This is a genomic window from Winogradskyella psychrotolerans (assembly GCF_018860565.1).
In the GTDB taxonomy this organism is placed as follows: Bacteria; Bacteroidota; Bacteroidia; order Flavobacteriales; family Flavobacteriaceae; genus Winogradskyella; species Winogradskyella damuponensis.
On the sequence record NZ_JAHKPS010000025.1, the window covers coordinates 40835 to 54397 of the forward strand.

Consider the following 13563-nt stretch of genomic DNA (forward strand, 5'->3'; position numbering starts at 1 on the left):
TCATCAGTATTTTCTAAAGTGTTATTTTTGCTATTCTATTTTAAAGAACTCATCAAAAAATGCAAAAAATAACCAAAGAAGTTTACCTAAAGTGGTATGAGGACATGTTGTTCTGGCGAAAGTTTGAAGACAAACTTGCCGCAGTTTACATTCAACAAAAAGTTAGAGGATTCCTTCATTTATATAATGGACAAGAAGCTGTATTAGCAGGTGCATTACATGCTATGGATTTAACTAAGGACAAAATGATAACGGCTTACCGTAATCACGTTCAGCCAATTGGTATGGGAGTAGATCCTAAACGCGTAATGGCAGAGTTATATGGAAAAGCAACAGGTACATCTCAAGGTCTTGGTGGATCAATGCATATTTTTTCAAAAGAACACCGCTTTTACGGAGGTCACGGAATTGTAGGTGGTCAGATTCCTTTAGGAGCTGGTATTGCTTTTGGAGATAAATATCATGGTAAAGATGCTGTAACTATTTGTTGTTTTGGTGATGGAGCTGCAAGACAGGGCTCATTACATGAAACATTTAACTTAGCAATGCTTTGGAATTTACCAGTAGTATTCGTTTGTGAAAACAACGGTTATGCTATGGGAACTTCTGTAGCGCGTACAGCAAACCATACAGATATTTGGAAATTAGGTTTAGGCTACGAAATGCCTTCTGGACCAGTTGATGGGATGAATCCTATTAAAGTTGCTGAAGCTTTTGATGAAGCGATTCAACGTGCTAGAAAAGGTGGCGGACCTTCGTTCTTAGAAGTGAAAACATACCGTTATAGAGGTCATTCAATGTCAGATGCTCAGCACTACAGAACAAAAGATGAGGTTAAAGAGTATAAGAAAATTGACCCAATTACTCAGGTAAAAGATATTATCTTAGAGAAAGGATATGCTACAGAAGCAGATTTAAAAGCTATTGATAAGGATGTTAAGAAACGCGTTTCTGAATGTGAAAAATTTGCAGACGAGTCTCCTTATCCAGATAAGAGTGTGATGTACGATGCTGTTTATGAGCAAGAAGATTACCCATTTATAGATCACAAAATTAAATAAGCTATGGCAGAAGTAATAAATATGCCGCGTTTAAGCGACACCATGGAAGAAGGAACTGTTGCCTCTTGGTTAAAAAAGGTAGGTGACAAAGTTGAAGAAGGAGATATTTTAGCAGAAATCGAAACGGATAAAGCAACTATGGAGTTCGAGTCTTTTAACGAAGGAACGTTACTACATATTGGTGTTCAAGAAGGTGAAACTGCAAAAGTAGATACGCTTTTAGCTATTATTGGTGAAGAAGGCGAAGATATTTCTAGTTACTTAAATGGAAGCGCATCAGAATCATCTGAAGAAAAAATAGAAGATACTGAGAGTGCTGCTGAAGAATCTCAAGAAACGGAATCAGCAAGTGAAGTTGAAATTCCAGAAGGTGTTACAGTGGTTACCATGCCGCGTTTAAGTGATACCATGGAAGAAGGCACAGTAGCAACATGGCTTAAAAAAGTAGGAGAAGAGGTAGAAGAAGGAGATATTCTTGCTGAAATTGAAACCGATAAAGCGACGATGGAATTTGAATCATTCCAATCAGGTAACTTATTATACGTTGGTTTAAATGAAGGAGAAACGGCTAAAGTAGATTCTTTATTAGCAATTATAGGTCCTAAAGGAACTGATATTTCAGGTCTTGCGAAAAACTTTAAAGTTGATGGTGGTGATGAAAAGAAAGAAGCACCAAAGGCTGAAACTAAAAAAGAAACACCAAAAGCAGAGCCTAAAAAAGTAGAAGCAAAGAAAGATACACCAAAAGTCTCAACGTCAAATACAAGCTCAGGACGAGTTTTTGTTTCTCCTCTAGCTAAAAAAATGGCAGAAGAGAAGGGAATTAACTTAAGTCAAGTTAATGGTTCTGGTGAAAATGGACGTATTGTAAAGCGTGATATCGAAAACTTTACTCCAGCAACACAATCTGTTTCAGTTGGTAAATTTGTTCCAACAGGACAAGAAGATTTTGACGAAGTGCCAAATTCAAATATGCGTAAAGCCATTGCTAAAAACTTAGCAAAATCTAAATTTACCGCACCACATTATTATTTAAATGTGGAGTTTGACATGGAAAATGCAATAGCATTTAGAGCACAATATAATTCTATACCAGATACTAAAATTTCTTATAATGACATGATTGTTAAAGCATGTGCTTTAGCGTTAAAACAGCATCCTCAAGTTAACTCTCAGTGGTTTGATGACAGAATGCAATTAAACAATCATGTTCATATTGGTGTTGCCGTTGCTGTGCCAGATGGTTTATTAGTGCCAGTGGTTAAATTTGCAAATGAGCAAAGCTTGACACAAATTGGTGCTGCTGTTAGAGAATATGCTGGTAAAGCAAGAAACAAGAAATTGTCTTTAGAAGAGATGGAAGGTAGTACGTTTACGGTTTCTAATTTAGGAATGTTTGGTATTGATAGCTTTACATCAATTATTAATCAACCAAATTCAGCGATTTTATCTGTTGGGAATATTGTTGAAAAACCAGTAGTTAAAAACGGACAAATTGTAGTAGGTAATACTATGAAATTATGTCTGGCATGTGATCACAGAACTGTAGATGGTGCAACCGGAGCACAATTCCTTCAAACTTTAAAAGGATATATTGAAAACCCTGTGACAATGTTAGTTTAATATATTAACGTTCACAGCATCGTGAAGATTATATAAAAAACCTATTTCATTAACCTGAAATAGGTTTTTTGTTGTTGTTGTATTAACCATAATATAAGATTACTTTCGCAGCTAAATTTAACTGCTATTCAGTAGTTTACTAAAAATATAAAATGAAAAATTTAAAAGTAGTTGTGTTAATAACATTTCTTACATTATTTATGTTGGGTAATGCACAAAAGAAGAAAGTGGCTGTTGTAACATTTTATGCAGACAAAATGATAGACTTATCAGCACTTGATGCTTCTGCAGATTTAATTGCAAAAAACACCAACCTAAGTGATGACCCCAATTTTAATTTAACTGAGCCACTTAATAAATTGCATGACGCTTTTTTTAGTGAATACGCTGAAAATTTTGATTTTGAATTTATAGCAGAAGAAGATGTATGGGCTAATGAAACATATAAAACGTTTAAACCTACTTATGAAGAAGCAGGAAGCATAAATAAAGATATAGAATCAACTACAACGGTTCAAGGCTATAAGGTTATCCCTAATTACAGACAAAATGTTAAAGATTTAAAAGGCGTTGCAGAAGATTTAGGTGTAGATGCTATAATGTTTATTCATTTAGATTTTGGTTTTGTGAAAACAGGAGTTGGTAGTTTTGGTTATGTTAGCATACAAGCAAGATTTAGTATGGATTTATATTCTAAAGATAATAAGAGTATTTTTCAGTTTCATGAAGTTGCTGGTTCTTCAAAAAAAGCAGCTATGGTAAAAGGTATTCCTGTTATGAGTACAGATAAGATTCAACCAATGTGTGAAAGCGCAGTAGATAAATTAATGAAAGATTTGAATAAAAAAGTAGCGCGTTTAGCTAAAAAAGCGAACAAAAAAATGTAAATCTTTTCAATTAAAAATAATCTTTTAAATCCTATGCCATTAGTTTGGTATAGGATTTTTTTATATTTAAACACAAATAAAATTTATGATGAAAAAAGCACTTTCAATAATCTTAATAGCATTAGTTTGTTCATGTTCTTCGAGTAAAAAAACGTCAAACTCTAATGAAGTAAAACCTGAAATCACAGAAAAAGCCATTAGAGCAAGTATGGAGTATTTAACTTCAGATGAATTGGAAGGGAGAGCAACAGGAACCGAAGGCATAGAAAAAGCCGCTGTTTTTATAGAAAACTATTTAAAGTCTAATGGTATTAAACCTTATTTTAAAACGTATCGCGATTCGTTTAAACTAAATGATTTAGATGGTTATAATATTGTTGGACTTATTGAAGGAAATGACCCAAAACTTAAAAATGAATATATAATTCTAGGTGGACACTACGATCATATTGGAAAAGGAAAAGTAGTAGAAGGAGATTCAATTGCAAATGGCGCCAATGATGATGCTTCTGGTACCATAGCGGCTATGGAATTTGGGAGGTATTTTGCCCAGTCTAAGAGCAATAAACGTAGCATCTTAATTACATTATATGATGCAGAGGAATTAGGTTTAAAAGGCTCTGCTCATTTAGCAAAACGTTTAAAAGATAAGGGGTTGAATGTTTATACAATGATTAATTTTGAAATGATTGGTGTAGCTAGAGCTTCAACGGAACCAATGGCTTATATGAGTGGTTACGAACGCTCTAGTTTAGCTGAAACTTTAAATAAATATGCAGGTGAGGAAGTTGTTGGTTTTTTTGATAGAGCAAAAAAGATGAATTTATTTATGAGGTCAGATAACTTTCCCTTTTTTAAAGAATTAAATATACCTGCACATGCCATTTCAACTTTCGATTTTACAAATTACGATTACTACCATCATGTAGATGATGAAGCCGATAAAATGGATTATGAGCATATGGTTAACTTTATTAATAAGATGATTCCTGCATTAGAAGGCATGATGAACGCACCAACAAAAGAAGTGATATTAAAAGATGAGTAAAAATATTATTATAACAGGGACAAGTCGTGGAATTGGGTTTGAATTAGTTCACCTATTGGCAAAACAAGGCCATAATGTTTTAGCATTATCGCGAAATACAAAGCCAATAAGTCAACTTCATTTTGATAATATTTCATCCTTTGCATTTGATCTATGTAATGAGGATGATTATCATAAAGTAGCGCATTTCGTTAAAAGCGAATGGAAACATGTTGATATTTTAATCAATAATGCTGGTGCAATTATTAATAAACCATTTTCCGAAACAACATTTAAAGATTTTCAAAAAATCTATCAAACCAATGTGTTTGGTGTTTCAGAATTAACACGAACGGTACTTCCATTTATGAAGAACAATGGGCACGTAGTGACCATTAGTTCGATGGGAGGTATTCAAGGAAGTATGAAGTTTGCAGGATTGTCAGCATACAGTTCTAGTAAAGGTGCTGTAATTACTTTGGTAGAGTTACTCGCTGAAGAATATAAAGAAACAGGCCCTCAATTTAATGTCTTAGCATTAGGAGCTGTTCAAACCGAAATGTTAGAAGAAGCTTTTCCTGGCTATCAAGCGCCAACATCGGCTAAAGAAATGGCAACATATATTCAAGATTTTGCCTTAACAGGAAATAAATATTATAACGGAAAAGTATTGCAGGTTTCTAATTCTACACCTTAATATATTGATGTCATAGCTAAAGCTGACTTTTAATTAAAAAAGCCAATTGTTTTTATATCATTTGTGTTATTCTAACAATAGGATAATAAAATATTAAAGCTAATTTTTATATTTATAAAATAACTAGAGAAATGAGTCTAAAATTACCAAACAAAATACGTTTCATTTTCGTTGCTCTTTTATTGTTTTTTATTTTTCAAGATGTAAATGCGCAAACATTTAATCGGGTAGAAAACACTGTTGGTTTAGGGGGGCTTCGAGAGAATAATGGAGTCGCCGTAGCCGACTATGACGGTGATAATGATTTAGATATTTTCGTGGTTGCAAAGGCAAAAGACGATCCTACTAGCCCTAAAACGTTAAGTCGTTTATTTCGAAATAATAATGACGGAACATTTACCGATGTTACAGAAATAGCTGGTTTTACTAATTTATTACCCCAAGAAGAAGGTGGTGGCGAATACTTTGGTTTAGCTGGAAATAAAAATGGTGCATTTTGGGGTGATTTTAATAATGATGGATTTCCAGATTTATTCTTAACCTACTCATTAAAAGTACAATTATGGCAAAATTTAGGTAATGGCACGTTTGTTAATATTACAGAAAGTGCTGGATTTACAACTTTTAATGAATGCTATAATACAGGAGCAACTTGGTTTGATTATAATAATGATGGCTATTTAGATATCTATATTAATGATTGGTCGGGTTGTGGTACAAACCAACTCTATAAAAATAATGGGGACAATACATTTGTAGATGTAACGGCTGAAGTAGGCCTTTTTTCAGATGTAAGTAGACATAGTTATACTGCACTGCCTTTTGATTTTAATCAAGATGGTTTTATGGATTTACTAGTTTCAAACGACCTAAGTAAAGCTAATTACGTTTATATAAACAATAATGGTAATTCATTTGTAGAACAAGCAGCAGACTATGGTCTAGCGACTATGGGTGATGATATGGGAATTACAATAGGTGATCATAATAATGATGGTCATTTTGATTTATTTATAACTACAATAGATCAGAATTTTTTCCTTCGTAATAATGATGATAATTCATTTAGCGAGCAAGCTGAAGTGTATGAAATTAACGCTACAGGATGGTCTTGGGGAACACGATTTTCTGACTTCGATTTAGATGGAGATGAAGATCTGTTTATTGCTAATGGTTATGATTTCGGTAATAGAAGTGCAGAACAAAATTTTTATTTTAGAAATGCTTTTGTAGAAGGCGAAGATAAATTTTATAATGTTTCAGCTCAGTTACAATTAAACGATTTAACTATAAGTGTAGAAGCTATTGATTGGGATTACGATAACGATGGAGATATCGATTTATTTATTACTAATAGTGACCGGTCATCATTTCTATACGAAAACAAAACCCTAAATTTTGATACTACAGATCCTGCTGTACATTTTTTCAAAATTCAATTAGAAGGCACGACATCAAATCGTGATGCTATAGGTACAATAGTGACCCTAACTACAGAAACCGGAAGCTTAAAACGTTATTATTCTGGTGTAGGCTTATTGAGTCAGAGCTTACAAGCGGTCCATTTTGGTCTGGGTGAAGCAACTACAATTACAGAACTAGAAATAAAATGGCCATCAGGCTTAATTGAAACTTATAACGATTTAAGTGTAGATACAACTATAAAGGCAATTGAAGGACAAGGTTATGAGGAGTTAAATATCATGCCAAGCCAGAAAACTTATGGTTGTACAGACCCTTTGTCTTGTAGTTATAATCCTAATGCAACCTTAGACGATGGCTCTTGTAGTTATATTTTACCTAACACTATTGTGGGTAATTTATCATCGTCTTTTTTGTCTACAGAGGTGTATAGTTATAGCATTGGAGCTGAATCGATAGCGAATTGGCAAGTTGTTGGTGGAGAGATTTTAAGTGGCCAAGGTACAGATACAATTACCGTGAAATGGCATATTGAAGAATCGGGTTCTATTACAGTAACAGAGTCTACTGAAGATTGTATTAGTTTAGCAACTTCTGTTCAGGTTAATTTGAATGCAGATAGCCTTCCTGAAGATATATCTATTGCAAGATTATGGAATGAAGCTTTATTAGAGGCCATAAGACGAGATTATGCAAGACCAACGATACACGCTAGGAATTTGTTTCATTCTAGTGTCGCGATGTATGATATTTGGGCCATTTATGACGATGTTGCAAGACCTTATTTAATAGGGAATACGGTAAATGGATTTAGTAGTACTTTGTCAGACTTTACTCCTTCTGAAAGTATAGAAGAATCAGAGAAAGAAGCGATTAGTTTTGCAATGTATCGTTTGTTGTCTCATCGTTTTCAAAACTCACCAAATGTTGAAATTACTCAAGCTAGATTTGATTTGTTAATGGACAAGTTAGGTTACGATACATCGTTTACGTCTTTGTTATACGAAAATGGAAGTGCAGCAGCTTTAGGTAATTTTGTTGGACAGATATTAATAGATTATGGTTTGCAAGATGGAGCAAGAGAAGCTACTGGCTATGATAATGGTTATTATGAACCAATAAATGTACCTTATGCTTTAGATGTCTCTTTTCACCCTCCTATAAATGACCCTAATAGATGGGAGCCATTAAGTTTAGAAACTTATATTGACCAAAGTGGTAATGTCGTAGAAGGTAATGTACCTCCTTTTCTAAGTCCTGAATGGGGAAATGTATTACCTTTTGCCTTAAAAGAAGAGGATAAAGTGGCATACGAAAGAGATGGGAATGTCTTTAATGTGTATCACGATCCATCAAATCCACCTTATATAAGTACAACAGAAAATACTTCAGAAAGTGAAGCTTATAAATGGGGCTTTTCAATGGTATCTGTTTGGCAATCGCATTTAGATCCTAGCGATAATGTTATGTGGGATATTTCACCAAGCGCAATAGGAAATGTAGATATTAGTACGTTTCCAACAAATTATGCCGACTATCCAAGTTTTTATAATTTTACAGAAGGTGGTTCTAATAGTAATGGACATGCTATAAATCCGTTTACAGGTAATCCTTACGAGCCTAATATTGTGCCTCGTGGTGATTATACTAGAGTATTAGCAGAGTTTTGGGCAGACGGTCCAGATTCTGAAACTCCACCAGGTCATTGGTTTACACTATTAAATTATGTTAGTGATCATCAAGAATTTGAAAAACGTTTTGAGGGAGAAGGAGACATTTTAGACCCTTTAGAATGGGATGTTAAATCTTATTTTATACTAGGTGGAGGTATGCATGATGCTGCTATTTCTGGTTGGAGTATAAAAGGGTGGTATGATTATATTAGACCAATATCTGCCATACGTTATATGGCAACACAAGGGCAAAGTTCCGATCCGTCATTATCTAACTATAGTGTTTCTGGTATCGAATTAATTGATGGTTATATCGAAGTCGTAGAGTTGGGAGATCCTTTAGCGGGGCCTACTAATGAAAATGTAGGTAAAATAAAGATGTATACTTGGAAAGGTCATGACTATATAAGTAATACAGAAACAGATCAAGCAGGAGTAGGTTGGATATTAGCAGAAGATTGGTACCCTTATCAGAGACCAACTTTTGTAACACCGCCATTTGCAGGTTTTGTATCTGGACACTCTACGTATTCTAGAGCAGCTGCAGAACTTATGACTATGATAACAGGTGATGAATTCTTCCCTGGAGGTATAGCCGAATTTGTCGCAAAAAAGAATGAGTTTTTAGTATTTGAAGAAGGACCATCACAAGATGTTGTTTTACAATGGGCAACTTATAGAGATGCTTCAGACCAAACGAGTTTAAGTCGTATTTGGGGTGGAATTCATCCGCCAGCAGATGATATTCCCGGACGATTTATTGGTCAAGTGGTCGCTGAAGATGTATTTAGCTTTGCAATACCTTATTTTGAAGGTGAAGAATTAAGTGTTACTGAAGTTGCTTCAGAAATGGGAGTCTATCCTAATCCAACAACTAATGGTAAATTGCATATTTCAAATACAAAAACGAATGACCGCATTGAAGTGTATGATATGAGAGGACGTAAAATTGAAATACGAGATAGAGGCTATAATGAATTGACGAATACAACAACAATTACGTTGACGAATACTGAAACTGGTTTATACCTGCTGAAAGTAAATACTAGTACCACGATGATTGTCGTTAATAATTAATCACTATAGTTTTTAAAATCAATTTTGATTGCTGTTGTGGTTTGACCTTCAATCGTAATGTGTTGCTTTTTTATAAGAGCCTTTAAAGTATCTCTTTTTATTGCGTTATGTTGTTTTACGGTATAACCAAAATTGATGTTTGTCATAGAATCATTAATTACTTCTACAGATCCAATTTGATATAAATCATCTACCATAGGATAATCGTCATGGTCTAAACTATCTAAAATGATATTTGAACTCAGAATTGTGCTTGACTTTCTAGAGGTTTCAAAAGCTGCATTTTTTTTAGATAAGTAAATTAGATCGTATGTTTCTTGTAGTTTTTCTTCAACAATATGTAATTCATTAAAGTAAGGTTTTTCTATAGTTAATGTGTTGGCGTCATCGAGCTCTAGACGTTCCATTTCAGAATGCTCAGATCTTTCATTGATATTATTGCAACTACACAAGATTAAAACCAAAAGCGTCAAATAGCGTTTCATTCTACAATAAATTTAAGTTTCACAATTTTACCATCAGCATAGGTTTTGCTCAGAATTTTCATTTGTTTTAAACTTTGCGTTGGTGTTGTGAGTTTAGTAATGAATTCATGTTTTGTGTATAATTCTATACCTATATTATTGGGGAAAATTTGATAAATTAAAGCATCATTAGAAAAGATCTTTTCGAGATTTGCTTTGTGTGCTTTCCAATCAATAAGGTTTTTGCTAGAGTAATAATCGAGCATTAAAGCATAATCATCTGTATTTAGTTTGACTTTCCCATTGTCTATGTTTTTTATCGATTTAACAATGGTATCCGTTTTATGATAAGGCGATTGTACCACAAACGTTATATAGTCTGCATCTGTTGTATACGTAAAACAGCCGTTGTCATTAGATTTTATGTAGGTTGGTGTTTCATCAATATTCAGAATTTTAATATCTAAACGAATTGAATTTATAGGTTGCCCTTTAATGTCATCTATAAAACAAATGGTATAGGTATGACTTCTATTGGTGAACCAAAAGGCTATTAAAATTGTTAGTAGCACAATCGGTAAGAGATAAAATTGTATTGCTTTAGATTTTTGTTTAGAGACTTTGCTGTTTGTAGTTTTAAAGTCAGACCAGTTTTTAAATCCAACATAAGTGCTGAGTAAATTAAGCATGTCTACTCTTGGTAATTTATCAGCATCGTTTTTAAAATAGGTATAAAACCATTTTTCACTGACTCGTGCTTTTACACGTTCAAATAAGTCTTCTTGAAACACTACAATGTCATTTCCACTCCAGTCTTTTACAGACATAGAAGCATTGTGCCGTTTCAGAAAGGTTTTTACAACCAATTCTTTAAGGTGAACGAATAATTCTAAGTCGTTAGAAATCAATAGTTAGTTTGCTTTAGTGCTTCTGTTTCAGTATTGTACATGCTTTACAATTGTTTTACAACGGCTTTACAATTGCTAATACATGTTTCAATATAGATTTGGTTTTAAATCTTAAAAATAAAGAATTATGAAACGTAAATCATTAAAAACAGTATTAAAATTATGGGTACTAGCCGTATTATTAGTGGCATGTAATCATTCAGAGTCCTCGGAAAACTTTGCTTTAGAAAGTGTTGAGGTTAAAGCCGATTTTGAAGCCATTGAAACTGATGATAGCACTACCGAGACTCCAAAATTAGAATTAAAACATTTAAAAATCATTAAATCTGCAAATGTGAGGTACAAAGTTGAAGATGTAAAAATAGCTACAGAACGAGTCAAGCGTATTTCTGAAGCATACAATTCTTATGTCTCAGATTTACGCTTCGAGAATAATCTTTATAAAAAAGAAAACCGATTCACGTTAAAAGTACCTTCTAAAGATTTTGATGTTATTATGGATTCTATAAGTCGTGTTGCCGAATTTATTGAATATGAAAATATAACCACTAAAGATGTGACTTCCGAATTTATAGATGTAGAAACTAGATTGAAAACTAAATTAGAGGTTAAGGAGCGCTACGAATCTATTCTTAGAACAAAAGCAAAAAGTGTTGAAGACTTATTAGATGTTGAAGAAAAATTACAACGTATTCAAGAGGAAATTGAATCGAGTCAAGGGCAATTAAAATATTTAACCAATAAAGTAGCCTTTAGTACCATTCAGATTGATTTATATGAAACTGTAGAATATAAAGAAGAACCAGAGCATTATAGAAAAACATTTCTATCTGAAATTAAAGACGGTTTTACTTCAGGTTGGGATGTTTTGAAATTGTTTTTTATAGGTCTAGTGTATATTTGGCCATTTGTAATAATAGGAATTGTTGTGTTTATTTTGATTAGAAAAAGACTTAAAAAGTAATAATTTAACGCTTATTTTTGCAGTAATGCAAACACAGCTTTTAAATTTTATTCCTCCAGCGGCACAACCCATGATTACAGAGCTTTTAGCTATTGATCATTTAGTTGTAAAAGTGAAAAATGAGCGTAAAACGCGACACGGAGATTATAGAGAATTACCAAATGGGAAACATCAGATTACGATTAATTCTAATTTAAATGTTTATCGATTTTTAATGACATTAATTCACGAGATAGCCCATTTTGAAGCTTATAAAACATACGGAAGGCTTATTAAGCCACATGGAAAAGAGTGGAAGCATACCTTTCAGCATTTAATGTTGCCGTTTTTAAGACCCGAAATTTTTCCGTTAGAGTTATTGCCATTATTAGCTAATCATTTTAAAAATCCAAAAGCGTCTAGCGATACAGATACGCAGCTCGCCTATGCCTTAAAGCAATTTGACGAAAGTAACGATAAGACCTATGTTTTTGAAGTACCTTTGAATACAACCTTTAAACTTTACAACGGTAGAGTGTTTAAAAAAGGAAATAAAAGAAGAAAGCGCTACGAATGTGTAGAAATTAATTCGGGTAAATTATATTTGTTTAACCCCAATGCAGAAGTAGAGGTTTTAGATTAAAACATAGATTGATGGATAGCAAAAATTCAAATTATTACGCCATTTTAATGGCAGGAGGAGTTGGTTCAAGATTTTGGCCTGTAAGTACAGAAGATTTTCCTAAGCAGTTTCACGACATGCTTGGTACTGGAGATACATTAATACAAAAAACATTTAATCGCTTAGCACAGTTAATTCCAGAAGAGAATATTTTTATATTAACCAATGAACGTTATAATGATCTTGTTTTTGAACAATTACCAAACGTTACCAAACGTCAAGTGGTTTTAGAACCAGCCATGCGCAATACAGCTCCGTGTATCTTATATGCAGCCTTAAAAATTCAGAAAGAAAATGAAGATGCAGTAATGATTGTAGCACCAAGTGATCATTGGATTGAAGATGAAGCCGCTTTTTCTAATAATGTAAAAACAGCTTTTGATTATTGCCAATCTAACGATGCTTTAATGACTTTGGGGATTACGCCAACATTTCCTAATACAGGGTATGGTTATATTGAATATGATAAATCGGCTATGACTGAAATTAAACCAGTCAACCAATTTAGAGAAAAGCCCGATTATGACACGGCAAAATCCTTTATAAGCCAAGGGAACTTTTTGTGGAATGCCGGGATTTTTATGTGGAGTGCTAAATCTGTTATTTCGGCATTCAAAAATAACCAACCTAAATTGTATCAATTATTTGAAAGTGGTTATAGCGTTTACAATACAGAATTTGAAGACGATTTTATTCGTGATAATTACGAAAAAGCAGAAAACATATCTGTAGATTATGCGCTTATGGAAAAGAGTGATAATGTTTATGTGATTCCTGCTACTTTCGATTGGAATGACCTAGGAACTTGGGGAAGCCTATACGATAAGTTAGATAAAGACGACAATGCTAATGCTGTGGTTAATGCTAAAACCTTATTAGAAGATGCTCATGGTAATATGATTCGTTCTAAGGCAGATAAAATTATTGTTGTCGATGGACTAAAAGATTATATCATTGTAGATAAAGACGAAGTTTTGCTTATCTTTCCTAAGGAAAAAGAACAAGATATTAAAAAAGTGCTACAAAATGTAAAAGCCAATTTTGGTGAAGAATATGGATAAACCTTTTGTTTTATTAGCGGTATACATTTAATATATTG

Annotated in this window: 11 protein-coding genes; 9 read left to right on the top strand and 2 right to left on the bottom strand. The window is 33.3% G+C overall.

From position 1 onward, the window contains the following. The first annotated feature begins 59 nt into the window (after nt 1-59). The 6 genes from pdhA to KO504_RS13050 all read left to right on the top strand — a co-directional run bounded on the left by pdhA (nt 60) and on the right by KO504_RS13050 (nt 9467). Nucleotides 60-1061: a pyruvate dehydrogenase (acetyl-transferring) E1 component subunit alpha gene (gene pdhA / locus KO504_RS13025; protein WP_215927568.1), complete on the top strand. Its 1002-nt coding sequence runs from the start codon at nt 60-62 to the stop codon at nt 1059-1061. Nucleotides 1062-1064: 3 nt separating this feature from the next. Continuing rightward, nucleotides 1065-2684 carry a pyruvate dehydrogenase complex dihydrolipoamide acetyltransferase gene (locus KO504_RS13030; protein WP_215927570.1) on the top strand — a complete coding sequence of 540 codons (1620 nt, stop codon included), beginning with the start codon at nt 1065-1067 and terminating at the stop codon, nt 2682-2684. A 152-nt stretch (nt 2685-2836) separates the two neighbouring features. Then, nucleotides 2837-3571 carry a hypothetical protein gene (locus KO504_RS13035; protein WP_215927572.1) on the top strand — a complete coding sequence of 245 codons (735 nt, stop codon included), beginning with the start codon at nt 2837-2839 and terminating at the stop codon, nt 3569-3571. An 85-nt stretch (nt 3572-3656) separates the two neighbouring features. Further along, nucleotides 3657-4619, top strand: a complete 963-nt coding sequence (locus tag KO504_RS13040; protein WP_354667400.1) for a M28 family metallopeptidase — start codon at nt 3657-3659, stop codon at nt 4617-4619. Beyond that, the gene (locus tag KO504_RS13045; protein ID WP_215927573.1) at nt 4612-5295 is read left to right on the top strand and encodes an SDR family NAD(P)-dependent oxidoreductase; all 684 of its coding nucleotides are present in this window, start codon (nt 4612-4614) and stop codon (nt 5293-5295) included. The genes KO504_RS13040 and KO504_RS13045 overlap by 8 nt, the downstream gene beginning before the upstream one ends. A 131-nt stretch (nt 5296-5426) precedes the next feature. Continuing rightward, a complete protein-coding gene (locus tag KO504_RS13050) occupies nt 5427-9467 on the top strand; it encodes an FG-GAP-like repeat-containing protein (RefSeq protein WP_215927574.1) in 4041 nt (1346 codons plus the stop codon). On the opposite strand, the gene KO504_RS13055 is transcribed toward KO504_RS13050, so the two are convergent. Both KO504_RS13055 and KO504_RS13060 read right to left on the bottom strand, forming a co-directional pair. Next, nucleotides 9464-9952 carry a hypothetical protein gene (locus tag KO504_RS13055; protein ID WP_215927575.1) on the bottom strand — a complete coding sequence of 163 codons (489 nt, stop codon included), beginning with the start codon at nt 9950-9952 and terminating at the stop codon, nt 9464-9466. The two genes, KO504_RS13050 and KO504_RS13055, sit on opposite strands and share 4 nt — an antisense overlap. Then, nucleotides 9949-10839 carry a hypothetical protein gene (locus KO504_RS13060; protein WP_215927576.1) on the bottom strand — a complete coding sequence of 297 codons (891 nt, stop codon included), beginning with the start codon at nt 10837-10839 and terminating at the stop codon, nt 9949-9951. Before KO504_RS13060 ends, KO504_RS13055 begins: the two co-directional genes overlap by 4 nt. A gap of 127 nt (nt 10840-10966) precedes the next feature. Between KO504_RS13060 and KO504_RS13065 the strand changes: the two genes are divergently transcribed. Genes KO504_RS13065 through KO504_RS13075 form a run of 3 tightly spaced genes read left to right on the top strand, consistent with a single transcriptional unit; the run spans nt 10967 to nt 13525 of the window. Next, nucleotides 10967-11803 (top strand): DUF4349 domain-containing protein, encoded by an 837-nt coding sequence (locus KO504_RS13065; RefSeq protein ID WP_215927577.1) that lies wholly within the window; start codon nt 10967-10969, stop codon nt 11801-11803. A 25-nt stretch (nt 11804-11828) separates the two neighbouring features. Then, nucleotides 11829-12425 (top strand): SprT-like domain-containing protein, encoded by a 597-nt coding sequence (locus KO504_RS13070; RefSeq protein ID WP_215927578.1) that lies wholly within the window; start codon nt 11829-11831, stop codon nt 12423-12425. Nucleotides 12426-12436: 11 nt separating this feature from the next. After that, the gene (locus KO504_RS13075) at nt 12437-13525 is read left to right on the top strand and encodes a mannose-1-phosphate guanylyltransferase (protein ID WP_252723692.1); all 1089 of its coding nucleotides are present in this window, start codon (nt 12437-12439) and stop codon (nt 13523-13525) included. The last annotated feature ends 38 nt before the right edge of the window (nt 13526-13563 follow it).